The sequence below is a fragment of the Microbacterium sp. RU33B genome (assembly GCF_900155915.1).
Lineage (GTDB): Bacteria > Actinomycetota > Actinomycetes > Actinomycetales > Microbacteriaceae > Microbacterium.
In genome coordinates, this window is record NZ_FTPO01000002.1 from 1 (window position 1) to 16640 (window position 16640).

Sequence of the window (16640 nt, forward strand, 5' to 3'; positions counted from 1 at the left end):
CCCAGGGGGACCACGAGCACGCCGGTCGACAGCACCGGTTCTCCGTGCACATCCGTGGAGGTGTACATGATGCGCCACCCACGCGCGGCGAACGGGACGCCCAGCAGCGGGTCGGCCTTCACGATCGTCCCCGGTGTCGGGTCGATGGGCCCTGCCGGAGCCGTGTAGAACTCCGGCACGCCGGGGCGCTCCAGGGCGTTGCCCGCGACACGCGCCGTCTCGACGGCCACGAGTCCGCCCACGAACGCCAGGAGCGCCGCGAAGAACCCGAACGCGAAGCGATGGCTGGTCAGGTGTCTCATGTCTCTGATCCCCGCATTCTCCGCGCCCGTTCGGCCTTCTTCTCGGCATCGCGGGCGACGGATGCCGCGGCACGGCGCTCGTCCTCCAGGGCGGCGATGCCCTCCCGCCGCTCGGCCTCCTCGGCCTCGAGCCGGGCGAGGTCGGCTCGGAGTCCGGCGAGGCGCTCGGCGACGAGATCGGCGCGCTCGCGGGCCTGCCCCAGCTTCTCGTCGATGCGGGTGAGCTCCCGTGTGGCCGTGGCCGCCTCGCGCTCGGCCTCGCGCACCGCGCGCTCGGCCTCCTTGCGGGCGCGGCGTTCGGCGAGGTCGTCGCGCGATCGCGGCGGGGGCGGTGTGCCGTCGGGCAGGCTGCCCGAGACGGCGCCGTCGAGATCGACGGGATCGATGCCGTCGGCGACCAGCGGACGCACGAGGCGCCCGGATCGCACCGCGGCCGCGGCGGCGGGATCGCGGATCGCCGCGTCGATCGTCCGCTCGATCTCACCGCTCGCCGCGGTGCTGACTGCGACTCCGCGCGCCCGGGCGAGGTCGGCGGCTTGACGCGCCAGCGCGGAGACGAGCGCCCGACGCTGTCGGCCGAGGACGGCGAGCTCCGGCGCGTCGAGGCCGTCCTGCGCCTCGCGCAGCGCCGCGGAGAGCTCGAGGGCCTCGCCGAGCCCGCCTTCGCGGGCGAGGAGCGTCACCGCCCAGGCCGAGACCTGCGGTTTGGGCAGCGTCTTGATCTGCGCCGCGAGCCCGCGGTCGCCTTCGGCCGAGGCGCGGGCGTTGCGCGCCGCCGTGAACTCCGCCGGCGGGAGGGCGGCGAGGTCGGCCGCGACGGCGTCGATCGCGTCGTCGCGGGCTGGCATGGCACGAGCCTAGCGAGCGGGCTCAGTCCACCGCGATGCGCGCCGCCTGGCGCGCGGCGCCCAGCGCGACGTACTCCCCCGGCGCGGGTACCTCGACGGGGATGCCGAGCACGAGCGGAGCGATCCCGCGCACGGCATCGGACTGCGCCCCACCCCCGACCAGGAGAGCCCGCTCGAGCGGCACGCCGAGCCGGCGGAGCGCGTCGAGGCCGGCCGCCAGACCCGACAGCATCCCCTCGACCGCCGCCCGCGCGAGGTTCTCGCGCGTCGTGGAGGCCAGGGTCATGCCCGTGAGGGCCGCCGTCGCATCCGGGAGGTTCGGCGTGCGCTCCCCCTCGAAGTACGGCACCAGCACGAGGCCGTGGGCGCCCGGTGCGGCCGCGAGCGCGAGGCGGCTCAGCTCGGTGTGGTCGACGCCGAGGAGGCCCGCGATGGAGTCCAGCACCCGTGCCGCGTTGAGCGTCGCGACGAGCGGCAGGAACCGCCCGTCCGCGTCGGCGAAGCCCGCGACCGTGCCGGTGGGGTCGATCGTGCGCTCCTCGCTGACGGCGAAGACCGTGCCCGAGGTTCCGATCGAGACAACGACATCGCCCGGCCCCGCACCGAGGCCCAGGGCGGCACCGGCGTTGTCGCCGGCGCCGGGGCCCACGCGGCGGCCGGCGGCATCGGTCACCCACTCCTCGGGCCCAAGGACACGCGGAAGGACCGCGTCCTGGCCCAGTGCCGCCTCGAGCAGGGCGTGGTCGTAGCCTCCGGTCGCCGGGTTCCAGTACCCGGTGCCCGAGGCATCCGATCGATCCGTGACGAGTTCGTCGAGCACCGCGCCGCGCGGACCGTCGGGGCCGAAGCCGCGCAGCCGCCACGTCAGCCAGTCGTGCGGCAGGGCGACGGCGGCCACGCGCGCCGCGTTGTCGGGCTCGGCGTCGCGCAGCCAGCGCAGCTTCGTGATCGTGAACGACGCGACGGGCACGAGGCCCGTGCGCTCGGCCAGCTCATCGGCGCCGAACTCGGCGGTCAGGTCGGCGGCGGCCGCGGCGGAGCGCGTGTCGTTCCACAGCAGCGCATCGCGGATGACGCGCCCCTGGGCGTCGAGCACCACCATGCCGTGCTGCTGGCCGCCGATCGCCCACGCGGCGATGTCGTCGAGACCGCCCGCCTGCGCGATCGCCTCTTCGAGAGCCGTCCACCAGGCGGCCGGGTCGACGGATGTGCCCTCCGGATGCCGCGCCCGACCCTCGCGCACGATCGCGCCGGTCGCGGCATCCGTGATCACGACCTTGCACGACTGCGTCGACGAATCGACGCCCATCACCAGGGTCATGGCGGTCAGCGCGCGCCGAGGAGGTGCTCGGTGGCGAGCTGCTGCAGGCGCACGAAGCCGAAGCCGTGGCCGCCGAGGTACGCGTCGGCGTCGAAGTCCTCGTAGGCGGAGCGGTCGGCGAGGAGCTCGTCGTACGTCTCGCCGGGGTTCAGCGTCGGCACGGAGAGCTCGGCGACCTTCGAGGCCTCGAGCGCCTCCTGCACCTCGGGGTCGGCGCGGAAGGCGGCGGCGCGCTCCTTGAGGAGGAGGTAGGTGCGCATGTTGGCGGCTGCCGAGTCCCACACGCCCTTCTCGTCCTCGGTGCGCGAGGGCTTGTAGTCGAAGTGCCGCGGGCCCTCGTAGGCCGGGACGCCGCCGGGGCCGCCGTTCTCGAGCAGGTCGACGAGGGCGAAGGCGTTGTGCAGGTCGCCGTGGCCGAACACGAGGTCCTGGTCGTACTTGATGCCGCGCTGACCGTTGAGGTCGATGTGGAAGAGCTTGCCGTGGTACAGCGCCTGTGCGATGCCGGCGGCGAAGTTGAGCCCCGCCATCTGCTCGTGGCCGACCTCGGGGTTCAGGCCCACGAGCTCGGGACGCTCGAGCGAGTCGATGAAGGCGATGGCGTGGCCGAGCGTCGGCAGCAGGATGTCGCCGCGGGGCTCGTTGGGCTTGGGCTCGATCGCGAAGCGGATGTCGTAGCCCTTGTCGGTCACGTAGTCGCCGAGCAGGTTGACCGCCTCGCGGTAGCGCTCGAGCGCCTGACGGATGTCTTTCGCGGAGTCGTACTCCGCGCCTTCGCGCCCGCCCCACATGACGAACGTCTTCGCGCCCAGCTCGGCGCCGAGGTCGAGCTGGCGGAACACCTTGCGCAGCGCGAAGCGTCGCACATCGCGGTCGTTCGAGGTGAACCCGCCGTCCTTGAAGACGGGGGCGCTGAACAGGTTCGTCGTCACCATCGGCACGATCAGGCCGGTGTCGGCGAGCGCGCCCTTGAGGCGGTCGATCTGGGTCTGACGCTCGGCATCGGTCGATCCGAAGGCGAACAGGTCGTCATCGTGGAACGTGAGCCCGTAGGCCCCGAGCTCGGCGAGCTTCTCGACCGCGTGCACGACGTCGAGCGGGGGCCGGGTGGGCCCGCCGAAGGGGTCGGTGCCGTTGTAGCCGATGGTCCAGAGGCCGAACGAGAACTTGTCGGCGGGCGTGGGGGTGGGCATGACGCTCCTTCGCGCAGCGGTGTTTGTTGTTGTTGACAACCTATCGCATGCGGGCATCCCCGTCCAGGGCGCGAGCGTCGAAACTCTCGGATGCGGGAGCGAAAGTCGTGCCACAATCGGGGACGAGCGGACTGACGGAGCCCGCAGAGCCGGGAGGTGCGCCGATGGCGACGGACGCGCGCGTCACACTGGCGGAGATCGCGGCGGAGGCCGGCGTCTCCCTCGCGACGGTGTCGAAGGTGCTCAACGGGCGGACGGATGTCTCGGCCTCCACCCGGGCGCGCCTCGAGGAGGACCTCGCCCGGCACGGGTACCGCCGCCGCAACTCCACTCAGCGCGGCGAGTTCGTCGAGCTCGTGTTCCCCGAACTCGAGAGCGCATGGTCGATCGAGGTCATCGAGGGCGTCGAGGGAGTCGTGAAGGCCGCAGGCCTCTCACTCGTGCTGACCGTGAGCGGCAACCGGCACGCGCCCGCGGAGGAATGGATCGAGGGGGTGCTCCGCCGCCGCCCCGTGGGCGTGGTCATGGTCTTCTCCGACCTCGCCCCGCCGCAGCGCGAGACGCTGAGGCTGCGCGGCATCCCGTTCGCCGTCGTCGATCCCGCCGGCGACCCGCCCGACGACGTCCCCTCGATCGGCTCGGCGAACTGGTCGGGCGGCCTGATGGCGACCCGCCATCTGATCGAGCTCGGCCATCGTCGCATCGCCGCCATCACGGGCCCGGAAGACATGATGTGCTCGCTCGCCCGCCTCGACGGCTACCGCTCCGCGATGAATGCGGCCGGGCTCCCGGTCGATCCGGCCTGGGAGCGGTTCGGCGACTTCCACACCACCGGCGGCGAATCGCACACGCGGGAGCTCCTGGCGCTCGCCGAGCCTCCCACGGCGATCTTCGCGGGCAGCGATCTGCAGGCGCTCGGAGCATTCGCCGCGGCGCGCGACGCGGGCCTGTCGGTGCCGTCGGACCTGTCGATCGTCGGCTACGACGACATCCCGCTCATGCGCTCGATGACCCCGCCCGTGACCACGGTCCACCAGCCCCTGCGGCGCATGGGCGAGGAGGCGACGCGACTCGTGCTGCGCATGGCCGACGGCGAGCAGCCCGAGACCCTGCGCATGGACCTCGCCACCCACCTCGTGGTGCGCGGCAGCACGGCCGCGCCGGCAGCCTGATCACCCCGGCGCTAGGAGACGACCCGCGCCGCGAGCGCCACCTCGACCGTCGGAACGAGCGCGCGCGTGTGGTCGACGACCCGCACGGATCCGGTGAGCGCCACCTCGACGGACGACACGAGGTCGCCGCTGGAGCGCCCGGCGCTCAGCACGAGCGCGCCCGGCTCGACGATGCGCGCCAGCGCCCGACCCGTGTACGAGGCGAGGTCGGCGGGCACCTGGAAGCGCACGTCAGCCGCCTCCCCGGCCGCCAGCGCGACCCGCGCGTAGCCGATGAGCCGCTGCACCGGCCGGGGCACCTCGGCCACAGGGTCGTGCAGGTACAGCTGCACGACCTCCACACCGTCGCGCGCACCGGTGTTGGCGATCCGGAGGGAGAGGGAGAACGCACCATCCGTGCTCGCCTCTTCTGTCTCCGACACGAGATCGCTCCACTCGAACGCCGCGTACGACAGGCCGTGTCCGAACGGGTACGCCGGCGACGGATCGATGTTCGACACGTCGGTCGCGCGCGCCAGCGGAGCGGCCAGGTACGTCGTGGGCTGCGAGCCGGACGTGCGGGGGATGCTGACCGGCAGCCGTCCCGACGGCTCGACCCGCCCGCTGAGCACGCCGGCGATCGCCGCACCGCCCTCCTCGCCCGCGAAGAAGGCCTCGACGATGCCCGCCGCCTCCTGCACGGCTCGGCCGAGCGCGTACGGGCGACCGGCGAGCATCACCACGACGGCCGGGATGCCGGCATCCAGCACCGCATCGATCAGCAGCTGCTGCGCGCCCGGGAGCGCGAGCGATTCCGCATCGCAGCCTTCACCGCTGGTGCCTCTGCCGAACAGCCCGGCACGGTCGCCGAGCGCGAGGATCACGACATCCGCCGTCGCCGACAGGGCCACGGCCTCCGCGATCCCGTCGAGCTCTCCGCCGTCGACGCTCGTACCGCGCACGTGCTCGATGACGGCATCCGGGTACTCCTCCCGCAGCGCCTCGAGCAGCGTCGGGATGCGGATGCCGAGCGCGACTCCCGGATGCTGCGACACCACGTGCGTGGGGAACGAGTAGCAGCCGAGGAGCGCGTACGGGTCGTCGGCGTTGGGTCCGATCACCGCGATGCGGCGCCGGACGCCGCGCGCCAGCGGCAGCGTGCCGTCGTTGCGGACGAGCACGATCGCCTCCTCCGCGAGCCGGGCGGCGAGGGCGCGGTTCTCCCGCGGGTCGAGGTCGATGGCGCCGCGGAGCGCCTCGGGGTCGGAGAGGTCGACGCCGGCGAGCGCCGGGGGGATGACCGACCAGTCGGGATCGAGCAGACCCAGCTGCTCCTTCTGACGGAGCACGCGGCGCAGCGACTGGTCGACGAGCGCCGCGTCGACGATGCCCTCCTCGACGGCTCGCCGGAGGGGCTCTCCGAAGGTCTTGACGGTCGGCAGCTCGACGTCGACGCCCGCGGCGAGCGCCTGGCCCGCGGCATCCGCCCAGGTGTCGGCCACGCCGTGCAGCAGCTTGAGGAACGCGACCGAGAAGTAGTCGGCCACGACAGTGCCCTCGAAGCCCCACGTCTCGCGCAGGAGCCCGGTGAGCAGCGACCGGTCGGCCGCCGTCGGGACGCCGTCGAGGTCGGTGTAGGAGTTCATGACGCTGCGCACACCGGTCTCGCGCACGGCGAGCTCGAACGGCGGAAGGATCACGTCGGCGAGCTCGCGCGGACCGATCGACACCGGCGCGAGATTGCGACCTCCCTTGGATGCGGAGTACCCGGCGAAGTGCTTGAGCGTGGCGACGACACCGGCGCTCTCGACGCCGGACACGTACGCCGCGCCGATCGTGGCGACGAGGTGCGGATCCTCGCCGATCGTCTCCTCGACCCGACCCCAGCGCGCATCGCGCACGACGTCGAGCACGGGGGCGAGCCCCTGGTGCACCCCTACCGAGCGGAGGTCGTCGCCGATCCGCCTGCCGAGCTGCCCGACGAGATCGGGATCGAACGTCGCACCCCATGACAGCGGAACGGGATAGGCCGTCGCGCCCCATGCGGCGAAGCCGGCAAGGCACTCCTCGTGCGCGATCGCCGGGATGCCGAAGCGGGAGGCGGCGCGCAGCCGCTCCTGGGTGCGCGCGAGCGACAGGGCGCCGAGCGCGGCATCGACCGGCTTCGTGCCGAACGGACGCGTCAGCTGCCCGAGCCCGTGCGGGAGGAGCGCGTCGAGGTCGACGGCGTCGTCGAGGTCGTGCTGGTGCGGGGCGACATCGCCGCCCTCGTCGGAGGCTCCGACCCAGACCCCGTAGAGCTGGGCGATCTTCTCCTCGAGCGTCATCTGCGCGATCAGGGTCTCGACCCGATCCGAGTGATCCGTGTGCCGCGTCATCCCTTCACCGCCCCGGTCAGACCGCCCACGATGCGCTTCTCCGCCATGAGGAAGAACACGAGGGCGGGGATCATCGCGAGCGACGTGTACGCGAGCACCGCGCCGGTGTCCTGCGAGTACTGCGTGGAGAACTGCGTGACTCCCAGCGGCAGCGGCCACAGCTCCTGCGGGAGCGAGCCGGTGCTGATCACGAGCAGGGGCAGCAGATATCCGTTCCAGCTGCCGACGAACGCCAGGATGCCGACGGTGACCAGTCCGGGCTTGGACAGCGGCAGCAGGATGCGCCAGAAGAACTGCAGGCGGGATGCTCCGTCGATGACGGCGGCCTCCTCCATCTCGTCGGGGATGGCGCGCAGGAACGGCACGAGGATGATGATCGTCGTCGGCAGGGCGAACGCGATGCCCGGGATGATGACGCCCAGGTACGTGCCGTGCAGGCCGAGCGTGCGCAGCAGCAGCGTGAGGGGCAGCGCGGCCACCGTGAGGGGGAACATGAGCCCGGCGGCGAACAGCGTGTACAGGCCCTGGCGTCCGCGGAAGCTGTAGCGGGCGATGACGTACGCGGCCATGATGCCGGCGACCACGACGCCCGCCGTCGTGCAGACGGCCAGGACGACGCTCGCGAAGACGTTGCCCCAGAAGCGCGGCGCACCGAGCACCGACGCCCAGTTCTGCAGCGTCCACGGATCGGGGAACCCCGCCGGGTTGGCGTTGAGGTCGGCCGTGGTGCGGAAACCACCGATGAAGACGTACAGCACGGGACCGATCGCGACGGCGGCGACGACGAGCGCCACGAGGTAGACGAAGGGCTGGCCCCAGTCGAAGCGGCGGCCGGCCTCCTGGGGAGGCGCGGGCTCGCGATCGAGGTCGGGGGCGAGTTCTGCGACGGCGGACATCAGCGCACTCCGGAGGTGACGGCGCCGGCGAGGTCGCGGCGGAGGGCGAAGCGCTGGTAGACCAGCGCGATGACGAGGGAGATGACGAAGAGGATCACGGCGATCGCGCTGCCGTAGCCGGGCTGCCCGGCGAACTGCCCCTGCTGCACCATGTAGGTCGCCATCGTCTCCGTCGCCATCTGGCGCACGGTCGGGGCGACGGTGACCCACACCATGTCGAACACCTGGAGCGAGCCGATGATCGAGAGGAACGCCCAGATGCGGATGGTCGGCGCCAGGAGCGGAAGCGTGACGTGGCGCTGGATCTGCCACCACGAGGCGCCGTCGATCGCAGCCGCCTCGCCGAGCTCTTCGGGCACGCCCTGCAGCCCCGCGAGCATCAGGAGGATCGCGAATCCGATGTACTTCCAGGTCAGGATGAAGAAGATCGTCCACAGGGCGATGTCGGGATCGGCCAGCCAGTTCGCCTGGAGGAAGCCGAGGCCGAGCCCTTCGAGCATCGCGTTGACGCCGCCGCTGGGCTGCAGGAGGAGCTTCCAGCTGAGACCGGCGATGACTTCGGCGAGCACGTACGGCACGAAGATCATGAGGCGGAAGACTGCGCGCCCCTTCATGCGGCGGTGCAGCAGCAGTGCGACGGCGATCGCGAGCGGTCCCTGGATGAGGAGGGAGAGGAACAGGATGAAGAACGTGTTGCCGATGGCCTTCAGGAACTCGGGCGTCGTCAGCGCGCGCACGTAGTTGTCGAGGCCGACGAAGCGGTCGGCGTTCAGCATGTCCCACCGGAACGCGGCCGGCAGGTTGAAGAGGCTGTAGACGGCCGCGAGGGCGACGGGGACGATGACGAACCCGACGAAGAGGATGAGCGCCGGCGCGACGAAGAACACGATCTCGGCGCGCTTGCGGGTGCTGCGCCCGATGCGCCGACGCGGGGTACCGCCCGGACCCGCGGTGACCGCGGGCCCGGGCGTGGTGAGGGTGGTCATCCGACTACTTCAGCGTCGCCGCTGCGTCCTGCATCTTGGTCACGATGTCGGCGGGGGTGCCGGCACCGGCGAACAGGTTGACGATGCCTTCGTTCATCGCGTTGCCGACGGTCGTGCCGTACTCGGTGTCGAGCCACAGCTGCACGAACGACGACGCGGCGAGGCCCTCCGCGACCATCTTCAGGTTGGGGTCCTCGAGGGATGCCTGTGCCGCGGAGACCGTCGGGATGCCCGACCCGCTGGCCGCGAACTTCTTCTGGACGTCCTCGCTCAGGATGAAGGCGAGCAGATCGGCGCACTCCTTGGGCGCGTCCTTGGCGCACGCGAACCCGTCGCCGCCGCCGAGGGCGGCCTTGGGGTCGCCGTTGGAGCCCTCGATGGCCGGGAACGGGAACCAGCCGAGGAACTCGGGGACTTCCTGATCCGCCGTCAGGCCGCCGATGACACCGGCGTTCCAGTGGCCCATGAGCTCCATGGCCGCCTGGCCGTTCGCCACGAGGCCCGCCGACGAACCAGCGCCCGTCTGTGCGGGAGTGCCGAGGAAGCCCTCCTGGAACGGGTCGATGCCGATGAACGTCTCGAGCTCATCGCCCGCCTGCTCGAAGCACGGGTCGCTGAAGTCGTAGTCGGCAGCCGCCTGCGTGAGCGTCTCGGGCGAGCAGGAGTGCAGCGCGAACTGGTACCACCAGTGCGCGGCCGGCCACTTGTCGCCCGCGCCGACGGCGATCGGCGCGACACCGGCGCCCTTGAGCGCCTCGACGGCGTCCTTGAGCTCGTCGAGCGTCTCCGGCGGAGCCGAGATGCCGGCCTGCTCGAAGAGGTCCTTGTTGTACCAGAAGCCCTCGATGCCGAAGGTGAACGGGACGCCGTAGGTCTTGCCGTCGACCTGCCACGGCCCGGAGGTCGCGCCGACGCTGGCGATCGTCTCGGGGATGACGTCGTCGAGCTCCATGAGGTACTCGTTCGAGACCTGGTCGCGGATCTCGCCGCCCGGCCACACCTGGAACAGGTCGGGGCCGTCGCCGGACGCGAGCGCGTTCGGGATGAGGGTGCGCTGCAGCTCCTCGTTCTGATAGCCGGTCTGCTCGACCTTCACGCCCGGGTTGGCCGCCTCGAACTCCGCGGCGACCTCCTCCCAGACGGCCGGCAGCGGACCCGACGTGGCGTTGTGCCACCACGTGATCGTGACGTCTCCGCCGGACTCGGCCGACTCTCCTCCTCCGGCGCACGCGGCGAGGGTGGCTGCCGCGAGACCCGCGGCGGCGATTCCCGCCGCGACGCGCACGATGCTGCGTCTGTTCATCTTCGAACCTCTCGAAAGTTTCGACGTCTACGTCGAAAGTGTTGTGGACGCCTCCACGATAGGTGTCCCGGCATTCGTGGTCAAGGGCAACAAATAGCGATCAGGTCACGATGCGGTCTCGTAGAGTGGTGCGCGTGACGGAGTCGGCAGGCGGTGTGCGGCAGCGCAACCTCGCGCGCATCCTGCGCATCGTGCACCTCGAGGGCCCGCTCTCGCGGGCCGCGTTGACCGAGGCGACGGGGCTCAACCGATCCACGATCGGCGACCTGGTGGTCGAGCTCATGTCCGCAGGGCTCGTCGAGGAGCGTTCACCCGATCCCCGCCGCCGGGTCGGGCGTCCGTCGCCTGTCGTGGCATCCGACCCGCGCGTGGTCGCGCTGGCGGTCAATCCCGAGGTCGACGCGCTCACCCTCGCGGTGATCGGCCTGGATCGTGAGATCCGCGACCGCGTGCGCGTCGAAGTCGACCACCTCCTCTCCCCCGAAGAGACCGCAGCGCTCGTCGGCACGCACCTCGCTGCGTGGCGCGAGGGTGCCCTCGCCGACGCCCGCGTCGTCGCGGTGGGTGTCGCGGTGCCGGGTCTCGTGCGCGCCACCGACGGGCTCGTGCGCCACGCGCCCCACCTTCTGTGGACGGATGTCGCGCTGCGCGACCTCGTCGAGAAGGCGACCGGACTGCCCGTGGTCGTGGGCAACGACGCCGGAATGGGCGCCCACGCGGAGCACCTCTTCGGCGCCGCCCGCGGAGTCGACGACGTCGTCTACCTCAACGGCGGGGCCAGCGGCATCGGCGGCGGCCTCATCGTGCACGGGATACCGGTGGGCGGCGCGGGCGGGTACGCCGGCGAATTCGGACAGAACCGACCCGGGATCGCGGACTCCTCCGATCGCCGCTCGGCGGGCGGAGTGCTGGAGGACGACGTCAGCCGCACCCGGCTCCTCGCGGCGCTGCGCCTGACCACCGCCGACGAGCCGGCGCTGGCCGACGCGCTGCGGACGTCGCGCGCACCGGGCGTCGTGGAGGAGGTGGCGCGGCAGCGCCGCATCCTGGCCACCGCGCTCGCGAACGCCGTGAACGTGCTCAACCCGTCGATGATCGTGCTCGGCGGGTTCCTCGCGATGCTGGCCGAGCAGGACCTCGACGGCCTGACGGCGGCGGTGCAGGCTCAGGCGATGCCCGCGAACGGGGAGGACCTCGTCATCCGGTCGGCCGCCCTCGCTGAGGACCGCCTGCTCATCGGCGCCGCGGAGGCCGCCTTCGCCGACCTGCTGCGCGAACCGGGTGTCAGCGCGGTCCCCGCCACTGCGCACGAGGCGTGAGCGGAACGAGCGGGGGCACCGCGGGCGCCGACGCGATCGCGACCCGGGCCCCGCGCCGGGAGGACTCGAGCAGCGCGGTCATGATCTCCAGCACGTGGAGTGCGATCTCACCCGATGCGCGGCGATGCCCGGCCACGAAGTCGAGCAGGCCGACACCGCGCGCCGCGTCGACGTAGCCCGCACGCGGGGCGATGATCCGCTCGTCGGTCGACCCGTCCGCCGGGCGCAGGTGGACGTCGCCGGAGAAGTGGTTGGGGTCGGGGAGCACGAGCATGCCTTCGACTCCGTGCACCTCGATGGGCTCGGCGCGCGTGGCCACCGCGTCGAAGCTGAACGTGACCGTCGACAGTGCTCCGCCGACGTGGTGCAGAACCCCCGTGACGTGCGTGTCGACGTCGACCGGGATCTCCTCGCCGGCGCGTGGACCGGACCCGATGACACGGGTGTCGCGGGCACGACTGCTCGCGCCCTGCACCGCGTCGACCGGTCCGAGCAGATGCACGAGGGAGGTCAGGTAGTAGGGCCCCATGTCCAGGAGCGGTCCGCCGCCCGGCAGGTAGTAGAAGTCGGGGTTGGGATGCCACGCCTCGTGTCCGCGCGAGAGCCAGGTCGCCGTCGCCGAGACTGGCCGTCCGATCACCCCGGCCTCCACGACCGCACGGGCCGTCTGGATGCCGGTGCCGAGAACGGTGTCCGGCGCACCTCCGACGGCGCGACCGGCGACCCGAGCCCGCTCCATCACGTCGGTCGCTTCGGCGAACGTCGCGGCGAGCGGCTTCTCCCCGAACACGTGCTTGCCCGCCGCGAGCGCCGCGATCGCGACCTCGTGGTGAGCGGACGGGACGGTCAGGTTGAGCACGGTGTCGACGTCGGGATGCGCGTACAGCTCGGCGGGGGTCAGCGCCCGCACGCCCGGGAGCTCGGCGGCTACCGCGCGAGCGCGCTCCGGGTCGCGGTCGGCGACCGCCACGATGCGCGCGCCGTCGGCGCCGACGAGCGTGTCGAGGTAGGCGCGCGAGATCACGCCCAGCCCGACGATCCCGATCCCCTGTCCGTTCATGCCCTGTCCGTTCATGCTCTGGCCGCCCATGTCAGTCCCCTCTCCACGATCGTGCGCACCCGTGCGTCCTCCAGGACGTCGATGCTGTGCCCCGGCGTGCACACGAACACCCGGCCTGCTCCCCACAGCCGCGTCCACACCGCGGGTGAGACGATCGGCCGATGCCACGGATGGTACGGCTGCACCGGATGTGTCGTCGTGGCCAGCACGTCGATGAGATCGTCGTGCAGCACCCAGTACTGCTCGGTGGTGAGCTCGAAGTCCTCGATCCCGGCCGTGATCTCCTGGCTGCGCCCGAGATCGGTGATCTCGACGGTGTGCGTCAGGAAGTTGTCGCTTTCTCCCCCGAGACGCTCACCGGGCGCCTTGCTCGGATGCGTCGCGAACTGCCCGCCGACGAGCTGCAGATAGTCCGCGCTGCCGCGGTAGGAGTCCGCGATGCCGCCGTGCCAGCCTCCCAGGCCCGTGCCCGCCTCGACGGCGGCACGGAGCCCCTCCAGCGCGGGCCGCGAGATCTCCGACATCGTGACGGCCTGCACGATCAGATCGGTCTCGGCCATGGTCGCGGCATCCGCATAGATCTCGTTCGACGCCTCGATCCGCACGTCGAATCCCTCCGCCTCCAGGAAGGGGACGAACAGGTCCGTCGCTCCGACGGGGTGGTGCCCGTCCCAGCCTCCACGCACGATCAGCGCTCTCCGGGGCATCGTGTCTCCCTCCACGGCGCTCGACCTCGACGACGCCTGGATGACGAGCGTGCCGCACTACCCTGCGCGCCGCTTACTATTTGCGCAAAAATGGTCGGATGGACGCTGATCCGGCCGCTCGCGCGACCCTCGCGGATGTCGCCGCGACGGCCGGCGTGAGCGTGTCCACCGCTTCGCGCGCACTCACCGGCAAGGGAGAGCTGTCGGGGGCGACGCGCGCGCGGGTGCTCGCGGCCGCGCACGGCCTCGGATACTCCCGTACGGGCACGCGTCGCGGCCGTCCGCGCACCGGCACATCGCGGCTGTTCGACCTCGTCCTCGGGCACTTCCACGATCCGTACTCCGACGAGGTCACCGTCGGCGCGCGCAGCGCAGCGGCGGCCGCCGGGTACGACCTGGTGCTCATGGCGGAGCGCGACCGCCCCGACGACGACTGGCCGGCCCGCATCCGCGCGCGCGGCTCCGCCGGCGTCGTGCTCGGCATCGTGGTGCCGACCGCGACGCAGCTCGCGCTGCTGAGCGAAGCCGCGATCCCGGTGGTGCTGCTCGATCCGCGCGCCGAGACGTCGCCGGCACTGCCGAGCGTGCGCACCACCGACCGCGACGGAGGGCGGGCGGCCGCCGCTCACCTCGTCGCGGCCGGGGCCACCCGGTTCGTCGTGGTCGTGGGCACCCCGGCCTACCGATTCGGCCGCGCGCGCGTGGAGGGGTTCGAGGCGGAGATCGCCGCCCTCCGCCCGGATGCGTCGGTGCGGCGCATCGACGCCGACTGGGCGGGCCGCGACGCGCGGCGGGCCTGCCGCGACGCGCTCGCGCCCTCCTGCGATGACGAGGTGATCGGTGTCTTCGCCTGCTCGGACGGGCTCGCGGCCGGGGTGTACGGCGCGGCGGACGATGCGGCACGCCGGATCGGTCGCGACCTGCTCGTCGTGGGCTTCGACGACGTGCGCGGCGCGCGGCGACTCGCGCCACCGCTCACCACCGTCCGCCAGCCCATCCGCGACATGGCGGGGGATGCCGTGCGCATGCTCGTGCGCGCCGCGGAGGGCGAGCTCCTCTCGACCGTGCCGCACGTGCTGCCCACGACGCTGGTCGAGCGGGGCTCCACGCGGGGACCGCGGAATGCCCTCGCGGCGCGCGCGGACGCGCCGCTATCGTCGACACCATGACCCGGCCAGACGATGCCCAGCTGCAGGAGATGGCCCGCGATCATCTCTGGATGCATTTCGCGCGCCAGTCGGTGATGGCGGAGGGATCCGGCATCCCGATCATCGTCAAGGGCGAGGGCCACCACATCGTCGACTCGACGGGCAAGAAGTACATCGACGGGCTCTCCGGGCTGTTCGTCGTCAACGCCGGCCACGGCCGCACGCGGCTCGCGCAGGCCGCCGCACGTCAGGCGGAGGAGCTCGCGTTCTTCCCGATCTGGTCCTACGCCCATCCCGCAGCGATCGAGCTCGCCGACCGGCTCGCCTCGTACGCACCCGGCGACCTGAACCACGTGTTCTTCTCCACCGGCGGCGGCGAAGCCGTCGAGACCGCGTTCAAACTCGCCAAGCAGTACTGGAAACTCGCCGGCCAGCCCACCAAGCACAAAGTCATCTCCCGCGCCGTCGCCTACCACGGCACCCCCCAAGGCGCCCTCGCCATCACCGGCCTGCCCGGCATGAAGTCCATGTTCGAACCCGTCACCCCCGGCGGGTTCCGCGTGCCGAACACCAACTTCTACCGTGCCGCCGAGATGGGCGCCCCCACCGGCAGCATCGAGGAGTTCGGAGTCTGGGCGGCGGACCGCATCGAGGAGATGATCCTCTTCGAAGGCCCCGACACCGTCGCGGCCGTGTTCCTCGAACCCGTGCAGAACTCCGGCGGATGCTTCCCCCCGCCCCCCGGCTACTTCCAGCGCGTGCGCGAGATCTGCGACCGCCACGACGTGCTCCTGGTCTCCGACGAAGTCATCTGCGCATTCGGGCGCATCGGGGAATGGTTCGCCTGCGACGCCTACGGCTACCAGCCCGACATGATCACCTTCGCCAAAGGCGTCACCAGCGGATACTCACCCCTGGGCGGCACGATCGTCAGCGACCGCATCTACGAACCCTTCACCCACGGGCACGTCTCCTTCCCCCACGGCTACACCTTCGGCGGACACCCCGTCTCCGCAGCCGTCGCCCTCGAGAACCTCGACATCTTCGAAGAGGAAGACCTCAACGCCCGCGTCCGCGAGAACTCCCCCATCTTCCGCCGCACCCTCGAACAACTCCTCGACCTCCCCATCGTGGGCGACGTCCGCGGCGACGGCTACTTCTTCGGCATCGAACTCGTCAAAGACAAAACCACCCGACTCACCTTCGACGCCGACGAATCCGAACGGATGCTCCGCGGATTCCTCTCCAAAGCCCTCTACGACGCCGGCCTCTACTGCCGCGCCGACGACCGCGGCGACCCCGTCATCCAACTCGCCCCACCCCTCACCACCGGCCCCACCGAATTCACCGAGATCGAACAGATCCTCCGCACCGTCCTCACCGAAGCCTGGACCAAGATCTGATGGACGGCGCGAGCCTGATCACGGCGGGGGTCGCGCTGTTCACGATCTGCAACCCGATCGGCACGATCCCGGTCTTCCTCAGCGTGACGGAGGGCAAGAGCGTCGCTCAGCAACGTCGGATCGCGGTGATGACCGGCGTCGGGGTGTTCACCGTGCTCGCGGTCTCGCTGCTTCTCGGTGCGTTCATCCTGCAGTTCTTCGGCATCGGCGTCCCCGCCCTCAAGATCGCCGGCTTCCTGTTCGTCGCCACGATCGCGTGGGCCATGATGACCAAGTCCGGCGCGATCCTGCCGACGACGAACGCCGGCTCGCCCGCGATCGTGCCGCTCGCGATGCCGGTCGTGGCAGGACCGGGCGCCATCGCGCTCGTCATCGCCTTCGCCAAGGAGAACCCGGCCCTCCTCGACTACGCCTGGGGCCTGGTGATCGTCGCGATCTCTGCCGTGGCCACCGCGGTGATCTTCTTCTTCGCGCCCTACCTCGCTCGGCTCCTGGGGCCTGCGGGCATGCAGATCTTCCAGAAGCTGTTCGGCCTCATTCTGCTCGCGATCTGCGTAGAGCAGATCCTCACCGCGATGCCGAAGATCTGGCCTGGGCTCGCCGGCTGAGGTCCGCCCGCCGCCAT

The 16640-nt window shown here is 71.5% G+C and carries 14 protein-coding genes and 1 pseudogene; 5 read left to right on the forward strand and 10 right to left on the reverse strand.

Going from position 1 to position 16640, the window contains the following annotated elements; translation table 11 throughout:
• The 4 genes and pseudogenes from B0B14_RS09625 to xylA form a co-directional block, all read right to left on the reverse strand.
• A pseudogene (locus B0B14_RS09625) lies at window positions 1–302 on the reverse strand (alpha/beta hydrolase); the annotation flags it as partial.
• Window positions 299–1150: a transposase gene (locus B0B14_RS09630; protein WP_076681380.1), complete on the reverse strand. Its 852-nt coding sequence runs from the start codon at window positions 1148–1150 to the stop codon at window positions 299–301. The gene B0B14_RS09630 and the pseudogene B0B14_RS09625, both read right to left, overlap by 4 nt.
• A gap of 22 nt (window positions 1151–1172) precedes the next feature.
• The gene (gene xylB, locus B0B14_RS09635; protein ID WP_076681381.1) at window positions 1173–2471 is read right to left on the reverse strand and encodes a xylulokinase; all 1299 of its coding nucleotides are present in this window, start codon (window positions 2469–2471) and stop codon (window positions 1173–1175) included.
• A gap of 5 nt (window positions 2472–2476) precedes the next feature.
• A complete protein-coding gene (gene xylA, locus B0B14_RS09640) occupies window positions 2477–3664 on the reverse strand; it encodes a xylose isomerase (RefSeq protein WP_076681382.1) in 1188 nt (395 codons plus the stop codon).
• Between the two features lie 164 nt (window positions 3665–3828).
• On the opposite strand from xylA, the gene B0B14_RS09645 reads away from it, so the two are divergent.
• Window positions 3829–4836, forward strand: coding sequence for a LacI family DNA-binding transcriptional regulator (locus tag B0B14_RS09645; RefSeq protein WP_076681383.1), 1008 nt, complete (start codon window positions 3829–3831; stop codon window positions 4834–4836).
• 11 nt (window positions 4837–4847) lie between these two features.
• Here B0B14_RS09645 and B0B14_RS09650 read toward each other — a convergent pair whose 3' ends face one another.
• Genes B0B14_RS09650 through B0B14_RS09665 form a run of 4 tightly spaced genes read right to left on the reverse strand, consistent with a single transcriptional unit; the run spans window position 4848 to window position 10378 of the window.
• Entirely contained in the window at window positions 4848–7193 is a 2346-nt protein-coding gene (locus B0B14_RS09650; protein ID WP_076681384.1) for a beta-xylosidase/alpha-l-arabinosidase, read from the reverse strand.
• Window positions 7190–8089: a carbohydrate ABC transporter permease gene (locus B0B14_RS09655; RefSeq protein WP_076681385.1), complete on the reverse strand. Its 900-nt coding sequence runs from the start codon at window positions 8087–8089 to the stop codon at window positions 7190–7192. The genes B0B14_RS09650 and B0B14_RS09655 overlap by 4 nt, the downstream gene beginning before the upstream one ends.
• Window positions 8089–9075 carry a carbohydrate ABC transporter permease gene (locus B0B14_RS09660; protein ID WP_076681386.1) on the reverse strand — a complete coding sequence of 329 codons (987 nt, stop codon included), beginning with the start codon at window positions 9073–9075 and terminating at the stop codon, window positions 8089–8091. The genes B0B14_RS09655 and B0B14_RS09660 overlap by 1 nt, the downstream gene beginning before the upstream one ends.
• A gap of 4 nt (window positions 9076–9079) precedes the next feature.
• On the reverse strand, window positions 9080–10378 hold the full coding sequence (locus B0B14_RS09665) for an ABC transporter substrate-binding protein (protein WP_076681387.1): 1299 nt from the start codon (window positions 10376–10378) through the stop codon (window positions 9080–9082).
• Window positions 10379–10488: 110 nt separating this feature from the next.
• Here B0B14_RS09665 and B0B14_RS09670 point away from each other — a divergent pair, with 110 nt between their 5' ends.
• Window positions 10489–11697 (forward strand): ROK family transcriptional regulator, encoded by a 1209-nt coding sequence (locus B0B14_RS09670; RefSeq protein ID WP_076681388.1) that lies wholly within the window; start codon window positions 10489–10491, stop codon window positions 11695–11697.
• Here the strand turns inward: B0B14_RS09670 and B0B14_RS09675 are convergent.
• Both B0B14_RS09675 and B0B14_RS09680 read right to left on the reverse strand, forming a co-directional pair.
• Entirely contained in the window at window positions 11663–12787 is a 1125-nt protein-coding gene (locus B0B14_RS09675) for a Gfo/Idh/MocA family protein (protein ID WP_083710525.1), read from the reverse strand. The genes B0B14_RS09670 and B0B14_RS09675 overlap by 35 nt on opposite strands.
• Window positions 12769–13464, reverse strand: a complete 696-nt coding sequence (locus tag B0B14_RS09680) for a ThuA domain-containing protein (RefSeq protein WP_076682587.1) — start codon at window positions 13462–13464, stop codon at window positions 12769–12771. Before B0B14_RS09680 ends, B0B14_RS09675 begins: the two co-directional genes overlap by 19 nt.
• A 98-nt stretch (window positions 13465–13562) precedes the next feature.
• Between B0B14_RS09680 and B0B14_RS09685 the strand changes: the two genes are divergently transcribed.
• The 3 genes from B0B14_RS09685 to B0B14_RS09695 are packed head-to-tail and all read left to right on the forward strand — an operon-like array spanning window position 13563 to window position 16623.
• Window positions 13563–14633, forward strand: coding sequence for a LacI family DNA-binding transcriptional regulator (locus B0B14_RS09685; RefSeq protein WP_076681389.1), 1071 nt, complete (start codon window positions 13563–13565; stop codon window positions 14631–14633).
• Window positions 14630–16015, forward strand: a complete 1386-nt coding sequence (locus tag B0B14_RS09690; protein WP_076681390.1) for an aspartate aminotransferase family protein — start codon at window positions 14630–14632, stop codon at window positions 16013–16015. The genes B0B14_RS09685 and B0B14_RS09690 overlap by 4 nt, the downstream gene beginning before the upstream one ends.
• The gene (locus B0B14_RS09695; protein ID WP_076681391.1) at window positions 16015–16623 is read left to right on the forward strand and encodes a MarC family protein; all 609 of its coding nucleotides are present in this window, start codon (window positions 16015–16017) and stop codon (window positions 16621–16623) included. Before B0B14_RS09690 ends, B0B14_RS09695 begins: the two co-directional genes overlap by 1 nt.
• The last annotated feature ends 17 nt before the right edge of the window (window positions 16624–16640 follow it).

Excerpts from the sequence above, each read along its gene's own strand:
- B0B14_RS09675 (WP_083710525.1), bottom strand. The coding sequence starts at position 12,787 with ATGGGCGGCCAGAGCATGAACGGACAGGGCATGAACGGACAGGGGATC.
- B0B14_RS09645 (WP_076681383.1), top strand. The coding sequence starts at position 3,829 with ATGGCGACGGACGCGCGCGTCACACTGGCGGAGATCGCGGCGGAGGCC.
- xylA (WP_076681382.1), bottom strand. The coding sequence starts at position 3,664 with ATGCCCACCCCCACGCCCGCCGACAAGTTCTCGTTCGGCCTCTGGACC.
- B0B14_RS09665 (WP_076681387.1), bottom strand. The coding sequence starts at position 10,378 with ATGAACAGACGCAGCATCGTGCGCGTCGCGGCGGGAATCGCCGCCGCG.
- B0B14_RS09655 (WP_076681385.1), bottom strand. The coding sequence starts at position 8,089 with ATGTCCGCCGTCGCAGAACTCGCCCCCGACCTCGATCGCGAGCCCGCG.
- xylB (WP_076681381.1), bottom strand. The coding sequence starts at position 2,471 with ATGACCCTGGTGATGGGCGTCGATTCGTCGACGCAGTCGTGCAAGGTC.
- B0B14_RS09695 (WP_076681391.1), top strand. The coding sequence starts at position 16,015 with ATGGACGGCGCGAGCCTGATCACGGCGGGGGTCGCGCTGTTCACGATC.
- B0B14_RS09685 (WP_076681389.1), top strand. The coding sequence starts at position 13,563 with ATGGACGCTGATCCGGCCGCTCGCGCGACCCTCGCGGATGTCGCCGCG.
- B0B14_RS09630 (WP_076681380.1), bottom strand. The coding sequence starts at position 1,150 with ATGCCAGCCCGCGACGACGCGATCGACGCCGTCGCGGCCGACCTCGCC.
- B0B14_RS09670 (WP_076681388.1), top strand. The coding sequence starts at position 10,489 with ATGCGGTCTCGTAGAGTGGTGCGCGTGACGGAGTCGGCAGGCGGTGTG.
- B0B14_RS09680 (WP_076682587.1), bottom strand. The coding sequence starts at position 13,464 with ATGCCCCGGAGAGCGCTGATCGTGCGTGGAGGCTGGGACGGGCACCAC.
- B0B14_RS09650 (WP_076681384.1), bottom strand. The coding sequence starts at position 7,193 with ATGACGCGGCACACGGATCACTCGGATCGGGTCGAGACCCTGATCGCG.
- B0B14_RS09660 (WP_076681386.1), bottom strand. The coding sequence starts at position 9,075 with ATGACCACCCTCACCACGCCCGGGCCCGCGGTCACCGCGGGTCCGGGC.
- B0B14_RS09690 (WP_076681390.1), top strand. The coding sequence starts at position 14,630 with ATGACCCGGCCAGACGATGCCCAGCTGCAGGAGATGGCCCGCGATCAT.